17 protein-coding genes and 1 pseudogene are annotated in these 20,347 nt (G+C 34.7%); 7 read left to right on the top strand and 11 right to left on the bottom strand.

Translation table 11 applies throughout. From position 1 onward, the window contains the following. Positions 1-27: 27 nt before the first annotated feature. From dnaX to OK18_RS16460, 5 genes are all read right to left on the bottom strand, one after another. Positions 28-1,113 carry a DNA polymerase III subunit gamma/tau gene (dnaX, locus tag OK18_RS16480; protein ID WP_053328726.1) on the bottom strand — a complete coding sequence of 362 codons (1,086 nt, stop codon included), beginning with the start codon at positions 1,111-1,113 and terminating at the stop codon, positions 28-30. Between the two features lie 90 nt (positions 1,114-1,203). Beyond that, positions 1,204-1,851, bottom strand: a complete 648-nt coding sequence (locus tag OK18_RS16475) for a TetR/AcrR family transcriptional regulator (protein WP_053328724.1) — start codon at positions 1,849-1,851, stop codon at positions 1,204-1,206. Positions 1,852-1,857: 6 nt separating this feature from the next. Next, a complete protein-coding gene (locus tag OK18_RS16470) occupies positions 1,858-3,114 on the bottom strand; it encodes an aminotransferase class I/II-fold pyridoxal phosphate-dependent enzyme (RefSeq protein ID WP_053328721.1) in 1,257 nt (418 codons plus the stop codon). A gap of 420 nt (positions 3,115-3,534) precedes the next feature. Continuing rightward, positions 3,535-3,894, bottom strand: coding sequence for a helix-turn-helix domain-containing protein (locus OK18_RS16465; RefSeq protein ID WP_050021167.1), 360 nt, complete (start codon positions 3,892-3,894; stop codon positions 3,535-3,537). 89 nt (positions 3,895-3,983) lie between these two features. After that, positions 3,984-4,724 (bottom strand): response regulator transcription factor, encoded by a 741-nt coding sequence (locus OK18_RS16460; RefSeq protein WP_050021168.1) that lies wholly within the window; start codon positions 4,722-4,724, stop codon positions 3,984-3,986. Between the two features lie 84 nt (positions 4,725-4,808). Here OK18_RS16460 and OK18_RS16455 point away from each other — a divergent pair, with 84 nt between their 5' ends. Then, positions 4,809-5,456: a DUF1349 domain-containing protein gene (locus OK18_RS16455; protein WP_053328720.1), complete on the top strand. Its 648-nt coding sequence runs from the start codon at positions 4,809-4,811 to the stop codon at positions 5,454-5,456. Positions 5,457-5,587: 131 nt separating this feature from the next. On the opposite strand, the gene OK18_RS16450 is transcribed toward OK18_RS16455, so the two are convergent. Next, positions 5,588-5,797 carry a hypothetical protein gene (locus tag OK18_RS16450; protein WP_053328718.1) on the bottom strand — a complete coding sequence of 70 codons (210 nt, stop codon included), beginning with the start codon at positions 5,795-5,797 and terminating at the stop codon, positions 5,588-5,590. Positions 5,798-6,593: 796 nt separating this feature from the next. Here OK18_RS16450 and OK18_RS16440 point away from each other — a divergent pair. The 6 genes and pseudogenes from OK18_RS16440 (at position 6,594) to OK18_RS16415 (ending at position 13,142) form a co-directional block, all read left to right on the top strand. Beyond that, positions 6,594-9,596: a sensor histidine kinase gene (locus tag OK18_RS16440; protein ID WP_053328715.1), complete on the top strand. Its 3,003-nt coding sequence runs from the start codon at positions 6,594-6,596 to the stop codon at positions 9,594-9,596. Continuing rightward, entirely contained in the window at positions 9,593-10,204 is a 612-nt protein-coding gene (locus tag OK18_RS16435) for a response regulator transcription factor (RefSeq protein WP_053328714.1), read from the top strand. Before OK18_RS16440 ends, OK18_RS16435 begins: the two co-directional genes overlap by 4 nt. 106 nt (positions 10,205-10,310) lie before the next feature. Then, positions 10,311-11,537: pseudogene (locus OK18_RS16430) on the top strand (MFS transporter); the annotation flags it as partial. A gap of 194 nt (positions 11,538-11,731) precedes the next feature. After that, positions 11,732-12,136 (top strand): hypothetical protein, encoded by a 405-nt coding sequence (locus tag OK18_RS16425; protein ID WP_050021177.1) that lies wholly within the window; start codon positions 11,732-11,734, stop codon positions 12,134-12,136. Between the two features lie 216 nt (positions 12,137-12,352). After that, positions 12,353-12,700, top strand: coding sequence for a DoxX family protein (locus OK18_RS16420; protein ID WP_053328711.1), 348 nt, complete (start codon positions 12,353-12,355; stop codon positions 12,698-12,700). A gap of 4 nt (positions 12,701-12,704) precedes the next feature. Further along, the gene (locus OK18_RS16415) at positions 12,705-13,142 is read left to right on the top strand and encodes a hypothetical protein (protein WP_228377635.1); all 438 of its coding nucleotides are present in this window, start codon (positions 12,705-12,707) and stop codon (positions 13,140-13,142) included. A 136-nt stretch (positions 13,143-13,278) separates the two neighbouring features. Here the strand turns inward: OK18_RS16415 and OK18_RS16410 are convergent, their stop codons facing one another. From OK18_RS16410 to OK18_RS16390, 5 genes are all read right to left on the bottom strand, one after another. Next, positions 13,279-13,689 (bottom strand): hypothetical protein, encoded by a 411-nt coding sequence (locus OK18_RS16410; protein WP_228377634.1) that lies wholly within the window; start codon positions 13,687-13,689, stop codon positions 13,279-13,281. A gap of 897 nt (positions 13,690-14,586) precedes the next feature. Further along, the gene (locus OK18_RS21765) at positions 14,587-16,056 is read right to left on the bottom strand and encodes a tetratricopeptide repeat protein (RefSeq protein ID WP_053328709.1); all 1,470 of its coding nucleotides are present in this window, start codon (positions 16,054-16,056) and stop codon (positions 14,587-14,589) included. Positions 16,057-16,320: 264 nt separating this feature from the next. Next, entirely contained in the window at positions 16,321-17,961 is a 1,641-nt protein-coding gene (locus OK18_RS16400) for a serine hydrolase domain-containing protein (RefSeq protein ID WP_053328708.1), read from the bottom strand. A 117-nt stretch (positions 17,962-18,078) separates the two neighbouring features. Continuing rightward, positions 18,079-19,131, bottom strand: coding sequence for a helix-turn-helix domain-containing protein (locus tag OK18_RS16395; protein ID WP_053328706.1), 1,053 nt, complete (start codon positions 19,129-19,131; stop codon positions 18,079-18,081). A gap of 224 nt (positions 19,132-19,355) precedes the next feature. Then, positions 19,356-20,225, bottom strand: a complete 870-nt coding sequence (locus OK18_RS16390; RefSeq protein WP_050021183.1) for a helix-turn-helix domain-containing protein — start codon at positions 20,223-20,225, stop codon at positions 19,356-19,358. Between the last annotated feature and the right edge of the window lie 122 nt (positions 20,226-20,347).

Raw genomic sequence — 20,347 nt, 5'->3', positions numbered from 1 at the left:
GCTTTTCACTGAGAAACGGCGCTAATATCAGGAACTTTTTTTTTTAGTATCACCTGAATTAGCTGTCAGGGAAGCCAGCTGCATCAGTGCAATTTCAACTGTAAGTCTTGGATTTTTTGAGTTCTTGTAATTGATATCAGCATGGTTGCAGATTTCAATGCCATCGATGAGCTGCTGGGCATTCCATTTCTGGCTTTGCTCTACAAACCTGGCCTTTGTTTTTTCACCGACTTCAATAAGATCTATTGTAGCTGTGTTCTGGGCCATCATAAGATCTCTGAAATGATTTCCGAGTCCCGCAATGAAAATATGGGGGTCAAACCCTTTTTTTACAATTTCATTAAATGCAAAAAGTACTTCAGGAATTTTATTTTCTTTCGCCAGATCTACGATATTCAGATATTGATCGTAATCCAGAATATTTAATACTTCAGCAGCTTTTGCCAGGGTAATATTCTTTTGGGAAAATGTAGAAAGCCTGTCGAAAATGGAAAGAGCGTCCCTCAATGCACCATCTGCTTTCTGGGCAATCAGGTACAGGGCATCGTCTTCATATTGAATATTTTCTTTTACGGCGATATTTTTCAGATGTCCCTGGATATCTTCAATAATGATTCTTTTGAAATCATAGATCTGACATCGGGATAAAATTGTTGGAATAATTTTATGCTTTTCAGTTGTGGCCAGAATAAAAATAGCGTGGGCAGGCGGTTCTTCAAGTGTTTTAAGAAAAGCATTGAATGCTGCAGAAGACAACATATGCACCTCGTCTATGATATACACTTTATATTTTCCTACCTGAGGGGCAAAACGTACCTGGTCAATGAGTTCTCTGATATCATCTACAGAATTATTGGAGGCGGCATCTAATTCATAGATATTATAGGCAAAGCCATCTTCTGAAACAGAACCGTCTTTTTCATTAATTTTTCTGGCCAAAATTCTGGCACAGGTAGTTTTGCCCACCCCACGAGGACCACAAAAAAGCAAAGCCTGTGCTAACTGACTTTCTTCAATTGCATGTTCTAAAGTATCCGTAATATGGGATTGTCCAACAACAGTATCAAACTCTTGTGGGCGGTATTTTCTTGCAGATACGATAAAATTTTCCATTGGTCAAAAATAAGCAATAAAGTTTTAATTTGAAAATTAAAAGCTCCAAATTATCCACAAACTTATTTCTGATTTAAAAAGGAAAGCTTTTTAATTTTCAGTTTTTGCTTTTTTTGTTTTATAATAATGATCAATAATTTCAACGATCACTTTTTCAACTTCTTTCCTTCCTTCTTCCGTTCTCATATCAATACCACAGAATTCAGTTCCGTTGTAGGCAGGAAACAGGTTCAGGTAATATACCCCTGCTGCTATCAAAGCCAACATGGCTCTTACATTGGTAGCATTTTCCCCGAAATAAGGATCTGTTACGTTTTCAAACAGGTTGGCTGCTACTTCTTCCCTTTGCTTTAAAATATTTTTAAGGATGGGCTTGCTTTCGGAAAGCTCCCAAAGAATAATTTTTTGCAGTTCTTTGTTTTTCTTCAGGCTTTCAAATTGCGTAAGAATTCCCTGGGTTAATGCTTCTTTCCCTTTTCCCACCTGTATTTCTTCTTCAATATTCGGGCTGAATTTGCTCCAGTAATCCTGAGATTTGATATACTCATCAATAAGCTTATCAGTACTTCCAAAATACTCATAGATAAGCTTTTTGTCAAATCCGGCTACTGCAGCAATTTTACTTACTTTTAATCCTGCATAACCTTTTACTCTCAAAATTTTACCAACTGCGGCAAGCAGTTTCTGTTTTGTTTTTTCTTTGTCCCTAATGGGGCCTTGCACTACTTTTCTAGGCATAATTTATTATTTTTTCGCAATATGCAATTTTTTATTAATATCATCAAACACATTTAGTGTTTTGTCAAGATGTTCTTTTTCGTGTCTTGCCGTTACAGTCATCCTTATACGGGCATCTTTTCTCGCAACAGCAGGATACATAATAGGATTGGTATAGACTCCGTGCTCAAGCAGGATCCTTCCGATATCCCACATTTTATTCTGGTCTCCGATTTTCACCGGAATAATTGCTGAACAGGTAATTCCTGTATCCAAGCCCATATCATTCAGTCCATTCTTAAAATAATTAATATTATCCCACAGCTTTTCTTGCCAGAACGGCTCTTCATCAATCAAATCGATTGCTTTCAAAATCCCGAATGAAGAAGGAGGTGCTGTTACGGAAAAAATATGCTGTCTGGACTGAAATTTAAGGAATGACGCAATTTTTTTATTGGCAATGACGTATCCTCCCAGATTACCAAAGGTTTTGCTGGATGTCCCTGTTATAAAATCAACTTTGTCTAATAGGCCATCATTCTCAAGGGCTCCCCTTCCGGTTTTCCCCAAAACTCCAACACCATGTGCATCATCTACCATGAGATAGGCATTATATTTTTTGACAAGGTCACATATTTCTTTAGCGCGTGAAGTATCGCCTTCCTGGGAATATACTCCATCCACGATAACAAGCTTTGTACGGTACGTATTTTCAGATACCTTCAAAATATGTTCCAAAGCTTCCAAATTGTTGTGAGGAAATGTTTTTTTATTGGTAAAAGCACATCCTTCGTGTACGCTGGCATGTACACCCATGTCTAAAATAGCGATATCTTCCTTCTGCATCAGGATCTGTAAAGTAGCACTATTAGCGGAATAGCCGGTAGTAAACAAGACTACTTCATCTTCATTTCTACCGAAAAAACCGGCAATCTTTTTTTCAATGGCATTATGATAATCAAAATACCCTCCAATGAGCGGGGATGCTCCCGTACCGGTGCCATACTTCTCAAGTCCTTCAATAGCAGCTTGTATTACCTTCGGATGCTGGGTAAATCCTAAATAGTCACTGGAAACAAAGCTTATATATTCTTTGTCGTGGTTGGCAATATTTATATTTAGGGTTGCATTGGCTCCTGAAGTATTTTTCAATCTGTAATTCATGTGTCCCCTGGATTTCATATGCTCCAGGAATTCATAAAAATACTCTGCTCTCTGAGCAATATCATAACCGGGAATATTCTCAAAGTCCTTAAAAGTTGCTGTTGTAAAATCAATACTCATCCTTAATGTTGTTTGTGCGGTTCAAAGAAGCAAATATATAATTATTCAAAGGGCTTTAGCTTTCCTATAAGATTAAAATATCATTAAAGATAAATCTATTATTATTATTTCTAAAGACCAGCTTACTCATATATTTACAGTTTCTAGTATATTTTTCTTTTTAGATTAACTCGTTTTTTGTTAATCTAAAATTATGAAAAAAAAGAAAATGAGAACATGACACTAATAAATAAATAATAAAAAAGACCATTGTTTTTTACAACTATCTCATTTATAAAACATTATTCTTTTTAATTTCTTTTAAATTCCTGGTATTTATTATTCAAAAGCATTCATTACCATCAAAAAAGACGCCTTTTAAGTCCCTTAAAAGAGAAATAAAGCAGCAAAAAAAATACGTAAGCGTATTGTAACAAGCTACTATCCCTTAATTCTGGATCTTCTGAATTCACCCGGGGTAATCCCTGTCATTTTTTTAAAGAATTTTGAAAAATTAGAGGGGTCATAAGTAAAGATACGTGCTATTTCCGCTACTGATTTATCAGATGTAATGAGCATCAGTTGCGCTTCCTGAATAATTTTTTCATCATAAAAAAAACACGGATGCTTCCCGGTTTCTTTTTTGACGGTATCTGTAAGATGTTTATGAGAAATGGCGAGCTGGCCGGCTATTTCATTTACTTCCATAAATTCAGCAACAATACCTGAAATCACTTCATTGATATGTTTTTCCAAAAAGGCAAAATATTGCTGGGTAATCTCTTCGCTTCTTTTAATCATTTGTTCTTCTTATAATTAGTTAAAATCATAAATTTAACTAATGAGAATTAAAATAATATGGTGAACTTTTCGGGCTTTTCAATTATCTTCTAATAAAAACTGTCTTTAAATGCCTGAACAGAATTTCTTACTTTCAGTTTTTCAAGAATATTCTGCCTGTGCCTGTTTACTGTATTGATACTGATAGAAAGATTCACTGCAATTTCTTTACTGGCATATCCCTCTCCTACAAATTTTAAAACTTCTAATTCCCTTGGGCTTAAAATATTTTTATAATCAAGTTTATCTTTTACAATCATCTCTCCTTTTATAGTATTAATAATCATAAATTCAGAAATGAGAGGCTGCAGCAATGCAACATTATAAAGGCAAAGGGCAAATCTCAGCTTGCCATTATTGGGTGAGTAGATATAAAACATCCGGTGTTCCATCCATTTGTATTCATCATGCTTGTCTTTCATCCGGATTCTGGATACTACACAATAATCTGCACGGGATTTCTGCTCCATTGGTTCCAGCAAATTGAAAAACCTGAGTTCATGGATGTATTTTTTAAGCCGGTCATCAGGATGAATTTTTTTCAACAATTCTTCTTCCCATATGCCACCGATCTCTGTAAGATGATTTTCACTATACTGTAACCCCAATTCCAAAGCTGTTTTAGACTGGTAAATATAACTTTTATCTTCCTGCATATCACTTAATACACATATGGCGCCTTCTATTTGAGAGTACATCACAGCTCTCTGCTTATACAGTTCTGTGTCCAGTTTACATTTTTCTATACTTTTGTTCAGCAATTTGTGGTTCAGTTGATCAAGGATTTCCATAATGGTTATTTATCAGTATTGATATGGCTCAGGTTAAATTATACTTTTGCTAAAATAGTAATTACCTAGAATTTACTTATAAAAATGAAGAAATTGATCTTAAGCTTCTGCGCATTATTCTTAATTGAAAAGATACCTGCCCAGACCCTGGAAAAAATGATTTGGTTTAATGAACCGGAAAAGTGGGAAATCAAAAACAACAGTTTATCAATGTTTGTCACCCCTCAGAGTGACTACTGGAGAGTTTCGCATTATGGTTTCACGGTAGATGACGCTCCTTTTTATTATACCACGTATGGTGGAGAATTTGAGGCAAAAGTAAAGATCAGCGGGAATTATAAAACAAGATTTGATCAGATGGGGATTATGCTGCGAACAGACAAAGATCATTATATCAAAGCCGGTGTGGAATTTGTAGACGGAAAATATAACCTGAGTACGGTTGTTACCCATGATAAAAGTGATTGGAGCGTTATTATTCTTGATAAAATACCTCCTGCTGTCTGGATTAAAGCAATAAGAAGACTGGATGCCGTTGAGATATTTTATTCTTTTGATGACAAAAATTACAGTTTGATGAGAAATGCCCCTTTTCAGGACCATACTCCTGTAATGGTAGGTTTAATGGCGGCCTGTCCTGATGGAGATGGATTTATGGCAACTTTTGAAAACTTCACAGTAAAGCACTTACCAGACCTTCGGCGGCTAAAGTGGCTGAAAAACAATCAATAAACGATTGAAATAATTTCAATATACAGTCAATTTTTTGCCTCTCATTTTGAGAGGTTTTTATCATCTACAAAAAAAATAGAATGATCCGATGTCATTCTATTTTTTATTCCGAGGTTATGTAATGAGCCTGATCAGTTCCGGCTAAAGGTTTTGTATAAATCTACAATAGTGACTTTGCCATCTTTGAATACAATAGATAATATAATCCTTTTCCCTATCCATGTCCGGCCTAATTCATACGTCCAGGTATCATTCATAAAAAAATTGAAACCGTCTCCTAATTCTTTTTTAATTTCATGGCGATTTTTTCCAATCAAATGGTTAAAATTTTCTTTTTTCATAATGTTGTGTTTTGTGTTCTTTATCATCAAAATTGAGGCCAGAATATTGATATTCTCTCATAATTTTACACAAAATCAACAAATATAATTGTTGGAGTTATTTCTTTACCACTGCATTTTGCATACATTAAAAGTGCCGGAATACAAATACATATAAAAGGTTAAAAAAACAAAAAGAATCTCTGTAAAGAAATCCTTTTGTTTTAAACCGTTCTTTGTGTCCTTAGAATCATTAATTGTAATGCAGGTCTCCTTTTCAAGGGTGGGAATTATGCTGCAAAAATAGCTTTGTTTCACATTTTTTTCAAAAATCACACATAGAATAAACCTCACTGCACTGTAAAACTTTTACTACAAAAACAGCCTTCCTGAACCTGATGAACTATTCACTTTAAATTCCAGCCCATATTCTATATGATTATATGGCACAGAAAGACCGATAAAACCATCAGAAAAACCATTGCAGGCGTTTTTAAGTTTAATTTGTAGAATTAATTTTCACATACTGTAGAATTACTACTACAAAAATATAGAATTAAAAGGCCTAACTACTTATAAATGCAGATAAAACTCATATTAAAACGAAATAAAATATAATGATTTATGTGTATAATTTCATTACTTTTACACCCGCAAATCAATTTTGTTTAAACTAAAACACAAAGCCAAGAAAATTCAATGATAAAAATTTATTCTCAACTGTTCCTGCATCTTAAAAAAACTTCGACTTATACACAAACTATTATTAACCGTTTTTTGCAGTAATATGCAAAAGACATAGATCGGTTTTGCACGTATGAGGACCTGGGCATTGTTTTTTGCTTTCTTGTATCTGAATATTTACGGACAACGATATACTTCTGAATGGTATAATACTGACAATGGACTTCCGCAAAGCAGCGCAAAAGCTATTGTCAAGGATAAATATGGCTTTATCTGGATATCCACTGACGATGGTCTTGTAAGATATGACGGTATTTCTTTTGTCACATTTAATAATTTTAAAATAAATAATCTGCACTTTGGAGAATTCATTGGAGATCCTCTTTCAGACAGCATTACAGTGCTGAATAATTTTCAGGAAAGCAAAGTCATCATTAAGAACAAAATCCCCCGGCTCACCCAACGGTACAGTCATGATAAAACGCTTTTTTCCAACAGAAACAGTTTTGTTTATCGGATTGCAACCAATACCATATCATCTCATTTTTATAATGATGTTCAATATTTTATACAGCTTAAAAAGTCGTCCTATCATTTCGGAGAAAAAAACACCATTATTTACAAAGACGGGAAAGGTAATGAAACGAGGATAAACATTCCCTTTTCCAATAAAGACCTGAGCAATATCTTTGTATATAACGAAACATTATTCATCAATAATTTTAAAGACAGGATAACCTATTCCATCTGCCAGGGAAAACTTTCTGTTTCTGAAAAGCCAAGTCTTATTAATGATCCCGATACAAAAATATACTGGCAGCAAATTACCAACCAGACTTTTATCATTAATCATAATAATATCTATATCGTAGAATACACGGAGAACAAACCGGTACTGAAGTTCCTTGTACAATATAATGAAATAGGAAACCACTCTTATTATTCGATGTTTTATGACAAAGATTTTAACAAGCTTTATTTGGGAACTTTAAATAATGGTTTTAATATTCTTAGTTTATCCAACTTTTATGTTGCCAGAAAGGAAACTGAGTTTTCAAACAATGTAGCTTATGCCTCTCTTCCTTTTAGTAAAAAAACAATTATTACGGAAAACGGGACTGAGTTTGGAAAAAACGGCATTGTCCAAAAATATGCATTTGGAAATAATGACAGCTATTTTATGATGTATGACAGCTCAGAAAATATCCTCATTAAAAAAAGAAACAGCGTTATAAGGTTTTTTAAAAATTCCGGGTATAAAAAGAAAGATTCGGTATTGTTAAAGCCTGGCTTTGAAAATTTTATGAAAAGCGGAAACCTGTTTGCTACGTCATCATCCACTACCTCAGGTAATCACCTGTATCTTTCTAAAAAAGAAACTTTTGGAACACCCGATTTCACATACACCTTCAATGGTTTTATCAACACATTTTTTCAGTATAACAGGAATGAAGTACTGGCAGGCACCAGTGACGGATTATATCTTTTAACACTGGGCAAAAATACTCCGAACCCGGTTCTTAAAAACACTCATATAAAAAGTATTATCAGAACAAAGGATAATCTGGTTTGGGTAATGACCAATAAAGACGGTTTCTATCTCCTAAGAAACAGAAAAATGATCAAGATGCCTGAGGACCGGAACGGATATCTTCAGTCTGCCCATTATATTCTGGAAGATCAGCAAGGGTTTTACTGGATATCCTCTAATAATGGTTTGTTTAAAGTTCCTAAAAAACAGCTGCTCCAGTATGCGCAAGACAGAAAGTCCCCTGTTTTTTATTACCGTTATACTAAAAAAGACGGCTTTTTGACCAATGAGTTCAATGGCAGCTCACAACCCAATGCGCACATATTGGAAAATGGAGAATTTGTATTTCCATCCATGGATGGTTTTGTTTTCTTCAATCCGTCTGATATTAAAACTTACTATCCGGACAGGAAAAAAATCTATATGGAAAGGGCCAGAATAGGAAATTCCGGAGTGGTATATTTCAATAATTTTCTGGACCTGAAGAACAATTACAAAACAGCGGATATATTTATTGATCTTCCCTATTTTTCCAATCTGGAAAATTTATACATAGAAGCTAAAATATCAGGTAAGGAAAATTCCGATTGGGAACAGATCCCCATAGGAAAAGATTTAAAATATACCATCAGTAACCTCAGCCCGGGAGAATATACTCTGAATGTAAGAATACTGGTATCACCGGGTGGAGAGTATGAAGTAAAAACGGTAAAGTTCAACATTCAACCTCTTTTTTATCAAACCTTGCTGTTCAGGGTTTCTTTTTCTATTACTTTACTGGTTATCATCATTGTCATTGTTCAGCTGGCCACCAATTTTTTAAGGATAAAAAATAAGGCTTTAAAACAGATTGTCCATAATAAAAATTCAGAGCTTAAGGAAACTTATCTGAATCTTGAAGTGGTACAAAATAATCTGCAAAAAGAAGCAGAGTACCAGAAAAAGCTGGTGGAAACGATCAGCCATGATATCACTACACCTATCAGGTTTATTTCCATGCTTTCTCAAAAACTTTATGAATCAGATGATATAGAGCTGCAGAAAAAATACTTTGACAGTATTTACAAGTCTTCGGAACAGCTTTATCAGTTTACCCTGAATTTAAAAGAATATACGGAGCTCTACCGGACTGAGAATATTTTTGAGGAAAAGGAATATCTGGTTAACAGGATTCTCGAAAGTAAGAAAAAATTATTCTATGAAATTGCGAAAGAAAGAGGAACCTCTATAATCACTACAGCCCGTGAACACTCTTATTCTAAAGTGAACGAGGGTATTTTATCTGCAATTATTCACAATATCCTGGACAATGCAGTAAAGAATACCTTTGACGGGGAAATTATCCTTCATATTACCAGCCATAAACATACAACCATTATTACAATATCCGACACCGGAACAGGAATGTCTTTGGAGCAAATAGCTATATACAGAAACCTGTTTAAAAATCCAAAAATAGAAACTCCCAGCTTTAGAGGAAAGGGGCTTGGCCTGCATATGGTTATCCACCTTGTTAAAAAAATCGGTGCCGAGATCAATTTTAAACAGAATTATCCTAAAGGAACTGTCGTCGAAATAACGCTTAATAAAAACCAATTTCTATGAATGAAAGAATTTTAATCGCTGATGATCACTATGTTGTACGAGCAGGCACCGCCCTTGTTCTGGAATCAGCTTTTCCAAAACTGGAAATAGATTTTGCAGAAAATTATGAACAGGCGAAAAAGGCTTTGGAATCCCAACATTACCATCTTCTTATTCTGGATATTGATATGCCCGGGACCCGATATAAAAAAATGATCTCTGAGCTTAAAAGCATCCAGAAAGATTTAAAAATCCTTATATTCTCCGGATATGATAAGGACGTAGCCATCCAATACATCAGAGAGGGAGCAGAAGGTTATCTCAATAAACAAAGCCGTGAGGAAGACATTAAAAATGCAGTAAAGACTATTATTGAAAAAGGATATTTTTATCCGGCAGAACTCATCGGGTTGATCATTCAGAATAAAAGAAACAATCCTGTGGAAAAACTGTCTTCACGGGAATACGAAATTTTTAAACTTCTCGCAGACGGATACGGAAATCTCGAAATTGCCAACAAGCTCAGCATACAAATGTCCACTGTAAGCACCTACAAAAAAAGAATTTTTCAGAAACTGGATGTAGGAAACATTGCAGAGCTCATTAAAGTCTATGAAATGATGCACTGATATCTGCATTGGAAAAGTACTTTATTGTTGATCATTACCTATGATTATAATTGAAATAATGATTTTTTTAATCAAAAAATAATCAGCAAATTTACATGGTTATACTTCTGCAGAAATCAATGCCTTTTTAATTGCAAAACTCATGGATATATCTGAAAAAGCATACCAGGGAAGCCGCCGTCTACGATACATAAAACTTTGTATTTTCTTTTCAGGACTTTCTGTATTTGCCCAGCTGTATCTTTTTCAGCCTATACTTCCCATGACAGCAGAAAATTTCCACGTGAGTGTCGGAGATACCTCTTTACTCGTTTCTTCATCTACCATAGGGATGGCATTGGGATTATTGTTTTTTGCTTTTAAAGCAGACAGCTATTCCAGAAAAAGGCTGATGGTTTTTTCTCTTATCTCTTCGTCTTTGCTTACCATTATTTCTACCTGGATACCCAGTCTCGGTATATTGATTGGCATTGGAGTTTTCAAAGGCTTTGTGGTTTCGGGAGTCTCTGCCGTGGCCCTTGCCTATCTTACAGAGGAAGTACAGGCGGCGGCAGTAGCGGCAACCATTAGTATGTATCTTAGCGGAAATACCATCGGAGGAATGAGCGGAAGAATACTGGCAACTCTTTTAGCAGGTGAGTTCGGATGGAGGAATGCCGTTCTTATCATTGGAATAGAAAGCCTGATCCTGGGTGTTATATTCTGGAAATTGTTTCCGGAATCCAGGTTTTTCACTCCTCAAAAAACAGATTATCATCAGAAGGTGAAACAAATGAAGCTTTTTCTAACGGATCCGTATATGCTTCGTTTATATTTTATAGCTGCATTATTGATGGGCGTTTTTGTAAGTATATACAATTACCTGACTTTCAGACTAGAAGACAAGCCATTTTCACTCAGTCATTTTATCATTGCCTTTATATTTTTAATGTATATTTTCGGTGTTGTCGGGACGATGATTGTTGGTAAGCTTTCAAAAAGGTATCCTGCCAACAATATCCTCAAGGGATCTATCTTGTTTATGCTGTTAAGCATCTTATTACTGCTCTCAAAAAACATCTTTATTCTTATTTCAGGGCTCGGCCTTTTCACGCTTTCATTTTTTGCAGCCCATACAATGGCAAGTCAGATGACAACTCTCTATGCAAAGCGGGGTAAATCGTCCGCCACTTCTATTTATTGGCTTTTCTATTACTTTGGTTCCAGTGTTCTGGGAAGCGGTACAGGTTATCTTCTTCATGGCTTTTCCTGGGAAGTCTTTGTTGCCATCCTTATGATCTGTATTATTCTGGCTCTCTTATTAGCAACAGCCCACCCTTCTGTGAAAAAATAGATACAACAACAATATTCAACAGCTGTATGAATATAGGTATATCATTCAAGCTTTAACACATTCTTAACTTTTAAATGAAAAATTAACATAATATTGTTGATATTACTTATTTACAATATAATGTGAGGCATAATATTTGCTCTTTTTAAGATACTATAACAGTTTCACCAAATCTTTACTAAAATCAAAATATCATGAATGTAGCAGATCTTAAAATCAAAAATTTAGTTGAATACAAAAATCAGACATACACGATCACTGAAATTTTTCAGAGTATCGGAAAATCCTATTTTGTAAAAATTGAAAATGATATTCACAGTATTTCTGTTCCGGCAGATTCCATTAAACCTATTAAAATAACAGAGGAATGGCTTGAAAAATTCGGCTTTTCAAGAACTTATAATTCTGCGGAAATCATACGGTATGAAAGACCGGAAACATTTATAAAATATGACATTGACCTGAGTTCCAGGAAAATACTGGAAGGTCTAAAAATATACGGGAATACTATAAAATGTAAATATATTCATGAATTTCAAAATATCTTTTCATCTTTATTCGGAAAAGAGCCTGCTTTACATTACCTGAAAACAGAATAATATTATAGTTCTTAATTATTGTAAAAAACCACTGCTATTCTACAGTGGTTTTTTTTATAAAATGCTTTTACTTCATCCGGCCAGATCTACCTCATCTGAATTCATCAGCAAGTTCCGAAAAATTCACCATTTATAACTCATTCATTTAATGCATATTTGTAAAGGATCATTCATAAACTGATCCATTATCAAGCAATTTAAAAACATACAACTCCGATGATTCTGAAAATTATTAATTCCGCACTTATTTTAGTTGCAGTTTTTATGGGATTCAAACAGGGAATGGCAATGGTTTCGGGAAAACCTGAAATGACAGCCATGTTTGGAAAATGGGGATTTGACAAAACAGGACTTATGATCAATGGGATTATTACTATTGCAGCTTCCCTTATGATATTATTTCCCAAAACATTTGTATGGGGAAATTTCCTGATGGCAGCAGGGATTTTACTGATCATTTGTTTTCATCTTGCAGACAAAGACTTCAAAGGAGTACTCATTGAATTACCGTTCCTTCTGTTAAACGGTATCATTATTTACCTGCAACACCCCCTTAAACATTAAAAAAATGAAGTATAGTCTGGCAGCAGCTTTTGCAATAAGTTTTTTCTTTATAGCCTGTGGACAAAATACAGGAAAAGAGAAACAAGATTCAAAAAACTCAACAATTTCCAATAAAAAACAAGAAATGGATGTATCAAAAATAACTGACGCCACAGTAAAACAAGCTATAGAAGCTTTGCAAACCGGTGATAAAAGCTGGTATGGTTTCTTTACAGAAAACCCGGTAATGACAGATGATGGCAATACTGTAGATTTCAAATCGTTTTTTTCTAATGCACTTGGCAAAGAGATGTTTCTTACCATAGATCGTGTAGAAAATAACGGAAAAGATATTTATGGTAATTTTAAAGCGGGACAATGGGGAACATTTCCGGTATTTTTTAAATTTCATAAAAATGCTGAAGGAAAGTTTGACCGCCTTGACATTGGGCAAGCCCACTAAAAATAGCAGCATACATAATCTATTTAATTTTTACGGTTATTTATAAAAAAGGAGAGACTACCAGGGTAATCTCTCCATGCACCACTATGAAATAAATCGTGCAGATACTAATGAAGATTGTTTAGAAAAATTGTATTTAACTTTTAAAGATTATTTTGTTTGATTTTTTCAATGTATAGGTATCCTTCATCCTTGTAAGGGTATATTGTCCTTTTTTATAAACAACAGCATTTCTAGAGGAAACTTTAGAAAGTACAATACTTCCTGTAGCAGAAGGGAGAAATAATTCCGCTTTCTTTTCATCCGTACTTAAAATCACAGCAGCACCAGAGGTATATGACTTCCTGGAGGCCACTTCCTTTAATTGTATTTTTTGTTCAAAAAGCCTTACACAATCATTTTTTATTACTGAAAAGGTATATCCCGCTGAGCCTTTACAGCCATGCTTATCCGTATCTGAGCCCGGCATTACCGTTTTTTGTGCTGAGATGCCTGAAGTAAAAAGGACAACTGCCATAGCTGCTATTGCATGCTTTACGTTTTTCATGAGTCTTTTATTATTTGTTAAAATTTGTATTAAAAAAATATAATAGAAATTTCAGCTGTTACTTGTTTCAGCACACTGAACTTTCTTAATAAATAAAGAGGGGCGCATCATTTTGTGTTTTTAGAATTTTTTGTTTTTTCATGTGTTTATTTTTTTTGCCCCTCTTCTGTTTTGCAAATTTTAAAAACTTATTAAAAAAAACAACTACATCATACTACTACATATGTACCACATTTTGCGTTTTCTTTGTCTACAAGATGTTTTTTGATGAATTTTTTCATGAGAAACACCATATTCATTATTATTTAATTTCAAAAACCAATCTGAATGGTTTTCTAATCGTTGAAACACATGCAAAAAAAGTTGAGGATCACAAAGACATTAAAAAAATATCTATTAAAGATTCATGAAGGCATCCATCCGGGCTTGAATGGCAGCCTACACTTGCTTGATACAAAACTGACTTAAGAATATATTCGAAGACCAATATGGAATCAATTGCAATGGCATGGCTGCTTTTCTTGTTCATTTAGAAAACACCTGACAAGATTTCTATACAATGGACGACGGTCAATCCTGCTTGACCCGTTTTTAGGCTAATCTGTAAACTGTTGATAAAAAAAGAGAGGTTGCTGCATTATCACATGAGCAACCTCTCAACACTAAGATTTTAAACCACATCCCAATCACTATATGAGAAAGTATAGAAAATAAAAAGTGATTGGTAGCGCTAAGTAATAAAAAAACGAGGAATAAAATAAATTATAAGGAACATTCAGATACCACATAGATACAGCAACAAAAATATAACACTCATTAACAATAACTTACAAAATAAAAGCAGCTATAATTAACAGCTGCTTTACAAAATTGGCGATAATAATTTTTTTAACCTGATTATAAAGTATCGAAGAAGATAAAGAGTTCCTGGTCACTTGGAACATTAAGTTTCTTTCGCAGGCGGTGCTTTTTTTGCTGAACCGATTTATGCTGTATAAAAGTGTATTCCGCAATTTCTTTTGAGGTGAAATTAAGTTTAATCATTGCGCAAAACGCCAGTTCAGAAGCCCCCAGTTTTGGATTGATATCCAACAGCTTTGGACAAAAGTCCGGATAAATTTCCTGGAATCTCGTTAAAAATGTTGAATCATTCTTTTTGGCTAAACTAACCAGCTCGTCAAAAGAATCGTTAATTTTACTCTTCAGCGAAAGTGCTTCACTTTTGAATATGTTTTTTCTCCTTCTAAGAGCCCTGTTACGTCTGTACAATAAAATAAATATGGCTGCTGATAAGAGGGTAATAATACTTCCATACAGGTACAATTTCTTCTCAAGGCCGCTTGATTCCTCATCTTTATCGGTCAGCATATGGTCTATGGAAATATTGATCGCTTCATTCTGAATATTCTCCAATGCCGTCTTTTCTTCTGTATACTTCATCATTGCTTCCTGTTCCTTCTGAGGTTCATTCAGCATTCTGTATGTTTTACCTATAGATTCATAAACTCCCGGTATCCCATATAACCTATTGGTCTTATTATAATTATCCAAAGCCTTGTAATAATATTCCAAAGCAGTGTGGTAATCTTTTAATTCAAAATAATAATCTCCGTAAATTAAAAATACAAACCCGCTCAGAATATTTACTTTACCGGTATTTACAGCCTTTTCAGATGCCCTTTGAAGATAAATCAGGGCAGAGTCTTTCCTTTTGGTATACTGCAGATGGTGTTTAGCCAGCAACGCATTCAGAAGAACACCATGGCTATCAACCCTTTTTCCTTTCTGGAGGTAAATATAGGCTGAATCGGCTTTATTGGCTTTATATAAAAAGTCTGCCCGGTTCGCATACAACCTGTATAAATAAAACGTTCTTTTTTCTTTATCAGAAGTTTTCTTCAGATAATACATTCCTTTGGCATTCAGATCCAGGGCGCTTTTATAGAGCCCTATCACTCCGTTCAATTGTCCATGTTCCTGATAAAATCTTGCTTTCAAAACAGGATTATTGATTGTTCTAAGCTCTTTTTCAGCTAATGAGAGATAGGACAGGCCCCGTTTGTAATTTCCGATGGTGGCAGATATATTGGAAATATTAATATAACAAAGAATGATACCTTCTTTGTATTTTTTTTCTTCAGCTACATTTAAATAATCTTTATTAAGACGGACAAGGCTTTCGTAATCTCCCTGAATACGTAATGATTCCGTTTTTTTAAGCAATATGCTGTCAAAACGTTTTGGAGAGAAAGCCCCTTCCTGTCCATAGACCAGTCCTGTGCTTAAGATGGCACAGCATAGCCATGGTAATAGAAAAATAGTATATAATTTGAATACTCTGTTTAATTTATTTGAGGGAGGGAACATGTTTAATTCGTTTTAAATAAGGTAATTATTGTTAAATTTTTAATCATTTGCTAATTATTAATCAATTTTTGGTTGTGAGTAATCCGATCATTTGAAATTTCAGTATTGCATTACAAATAGTATTCCAATCCCACTATATCTCTTTTTTTAAAACAAAATTCTATATCATGACTGTTAAAATACAGAATTAAGCTGATTGACGTTATAGCAAAAGAAAAGATTACCCCTGTGGATAATCTCTCTATATACTGAAGTTTCTAACAGTTATTTTATTTTCCTGAATTCAAGGTTAGAAAAATTGGCTCCGGAAAGTTTAAAGCCCATAATCTGTTTATTTTTATCATATTGAAAATCAAGTTGCCCAAAAATGGATTTTGAAGAATAGAACGTTGTTGGATTCAATGGATATAATGGTATTTTTGGATTAATCGGGTGCATTGCTACCAATTTATTATCTTCAATAACAAGCTGATAGATGGTATTAAATTCTTCGTTCCGGTAAAAGCCTGTAAATTGGTGTAAATCTATTTTATCTGTATTTTCAGGATTTAAATCCACCTTTTTTCCTTTGAACTCGAAATCCCCAATGCCCAATATGGCTGTATTTTTCTGAAAAGTAATACGCCCTGTAGGGATAAAGGGGATAGTAAATTGATTATCTCCAACAATGGTTAAAGGAGTGGCATCATTTTCCAGATATAGCTTATTTTCTTTCGTAAATATTTTAAGGTAATTGCCGGGATTTATTTCATATGTTCCTTCAAAAGTTTTTAATTCTGCCTGGGTATAGGTCTTTTTCTTAGGGGAAGGTGGAAGAGTCTGTTTATCTCCAAAAAACAGATCAACTAGTTTGTAGGTGATGGATAACCCGTCAAAGACACTCCTGTTTCCTGCCAGTACAATAGAAAAACGGTATGCCGGAATGTGTAGGATGTAAGATCTGTAACCGGCTGTACCTCCTCCATGGAATACAATATCAAGTCCTTTATATTTTGCCGTTTGCAATCCTAGCCCATACTCTACTCTTTCTCCGCTATTCAATATTGTATTTTTCTGCATTTCGTTATATAACTCGCGGCTGCCAACTAATGGCTTTTGAAAATTACGGGCCCACTTGCATAGATCATCCAGCGTAGTAAAAATATTGGAAGAGCCATATTCCATCTGGCCTAGGGGAGATTTGGAAAAGACAGTTCCGTTTTCCTTGTAGGATTCTGCCTTATTAGGAACGATTTTTTCAGGATCATTTACCGCCATACTATGGTTCATTTGTAACGGAATGAAAATATACTCCCTAAGTATTTCATTGAAGTCTTTTTTATAAATACGCTGAAGAATTTCTGCCAAAAGCATAAAACCTGTATTATTATACCAATACCGGTCCCCGGGACGGAAAGCAAAGTTTTTAATATTCAGCATCGTTTTTACCGCTTCATTATGGGTAACCCGGAATTCATCTCCAAATCCCCGAATTCTCTTGATCACTGAAAAATCCGGCAATCCATGAGTATGGCTGGCCAGCTGTCTGATAGTAATTTTATAAGGCAGGCTCTTTAATTCCGGCAAATACGTTCTTACATCATCATCCAGGGAAAGTTTTCCTTCCTTTTCAGCCAGCAAAATAATAAATGCGGTAAATTGTTTGGATACGGAAGCGATATCAAATGCTGTGGAATCCGTTACCGGAATTTTGTATTCGAGATTGGCTAATCCATACGTTTTTTTGTAAATTATTTTTTCATCTTTAATGATTCCTATTGCCATTCCCGGAGCATCTGCCCTTGCATAGCTATTGATTAATGAGTCGACCTTTTTAAGGAGTTCCTTTTGACGGTCCTGCCCTGAATATAATGCTGAACTCAGCAGCCAGAAAATACATACTATCCGTTTGATTTGTGGTTTCATCTGTTTAATTTTAATGAGGTACAAATCTGGAATTTTAAAACGATTTAAACATCCGACTACAGAAAGTCGGACCCTTTTTTAGCTTATAAATCAGTTCGACTTAAAGTCGGACCTTATTTAACCTATTGATTTCCTGTAATCTGTAGGAGTCATTTGAGTTTCTTTTTTAAAGGCGGTATAAAATGATGATTTGGAATTAAATCCTACCTGATAGAGCACTTCAAGTACTGTTAACTGTGGCTGGGTTCCAAGAAGTTCTTTGGCTTCGTTGACTCTAAACTCATTGATAAAGTCAAAAAAATGCCTGCCTGTATGTTGATTTATTAATGAAGACAATTGTTTTTCAGGCATATTCATCTGGTATGCCAGCTTCTGCAAAGTAAGTTTATCATCAAGGTAAGGCTTCTCAGCCTCCATAAACTGCACTAGGGTTTTCAGCTGTGCCGGCTCTTCCTTAGGCTTATCCCCGGGCTGTACAGGAACAAGTTCCTTATTGATTCCCGTCAGAAGGTTAGGACGATATAAAGCATTCAATACAAACCAGCTGATGATAAACAAAACAAACAGAGAACTGAATGTATATAAATAAAGAAAAACCCTTTCATTATCCTTTACCATTCCCCTTATCAGTACAAAGAAGTTCCCGATCAAAAAAAGGATAGTAGTCTGCATCAGCCATCTGTAGGTAAGATTATAATCACCGGAATAGTTTTCCTGATACTGTTTCCGGAAAGTTCTCAGTGTTACAAATACCGCAATGATATAATAATAGTATTGAATGATCGAAATTATGTCAAATACCCGGTCATTTTGTTCTGTAATCCCATTGCCGGCAAACCAGCAAAAAAAGAATACAAAAGGAACTGCATGTAAAAGATGCTTTTTGCTGAGGGTAAAATTATAGTAGCATGCCGCATTAACATATAAATAATATAAAGGCATTTGCAACAAAATACTGGCCAGCTTGAATGCCTTAATCATTCTGTTATCCGGTGGCATAAGAAAAAAACCTGAAAGATCTATAACAGAAACCAGCAAAAAGGCAGCAAACAAATAATCAGGCAGTTTTCTTCCTGACTTTGCCGTAATCAGAAAAACACTTAAAAGCAAAAACAGGAAGAATATAATTTTGCCTACGTCATGGATGAGGGTCATATCTTCTAATTTCATATCGCAAAAAACAACAAATAATAGGGGCTGATTGGTTCAATATACTCACTTATAAAGTTACTGTTTTCCTGCATTAAAAATCGACCGGTTACTATTTATTTTTAATGTGCCCTATGGTCTCTCCTCATTTCGTAGTATCAGGCAAATTATTTACAAATCGGCTTTGGGAAAGGCACGATCAATTATAAAGTATTGTTTTGGCTCATTTAATTTGCTCTAACCTGTTATTCAGCAGGCTGCTGACCGGTGTTTTCAAGTTTCTTCCTGTAATTTTTGGGTGTTAACCCTGCTTTTACCCTAAATAGATATGAAAAGTGGGAAAAATTTTGAAAGCCTAATTCAAAAGCAATCTCTTTAATGGATTTATCTGAACTATGCAATAAATTTTTGGCTTCGAGAATAATTCTTTCTTTGATGAACTCAAGAGGAGAAATCTGGTATTGTTTTCTGCAGATAACGCCAAGATAATTAGGGGTAATGCATAGCTCTTCAGCATAAAAAGATACATTTTTCTGGGTTTTATAGTATTTGTCTACCAGCATATGAAAGCGAAATGCCAAATTATCCGGTGTACTGAGTGCCTTATGCCCGTAAGCATGCTCTACCCAGAGATTAATAATAAGGGCCAGAAGACGTACCCTTGCATTAATAAGTTCCGGGAAAACAACATCGGCAGCAATTTCTTTCCTGATTGCATTAAACTCCAGGCTGAACCGATGATAGGTTTCATCATCCGGCTGAATCATTTCATACTTGCTATAGGAAGAAAATGTAAATTTAAGTGTAGGAGAGAATGTCTTCAGTATTGCATCATTAATGATGAGCCTTCTTCCAACAGTATCCGGAGACAGGTTCCATTTATATTCTCTCTTAGGAAGATGTATGAATAATTGCCGGGCCTTCAGGTCATATTGATTCAGTCCCGTAATACATTTTCCGCCATCACATTGATCCAGCAAGATAATGGTAAAGCAGTTCTCCGGGAAAAAATTTAATGATGCGGCATTGATTTCATCCTGAAAAACAACATCTATTCCCTTATTAAAGACCTCTTCTACCGAATTTTTATTAATCAGTTCTTTATCTATTATCATTTTATTCTTTTTTCAACACAAGGCGGATTATCATATACTAATTTATGAAAATACCCGATATCTTGTTTTCTTCTGTCTGGCAATATATTTTTATAACCCGCCAGCAGCGTGCAAAGATACAC

This window comes from Chryseobacterium gallinarum (assembly GCF_001021975.1).
Lineage (GTDB): Bacteria > Bacteroidota > Bacteroidia > Flavobacteriales > Weeksellaceae > Chryseobacterium > Chryseobacterium gallinarum.
This window is presented reverse-complemented; position numbering and strand designations above follow the sequence as displayed.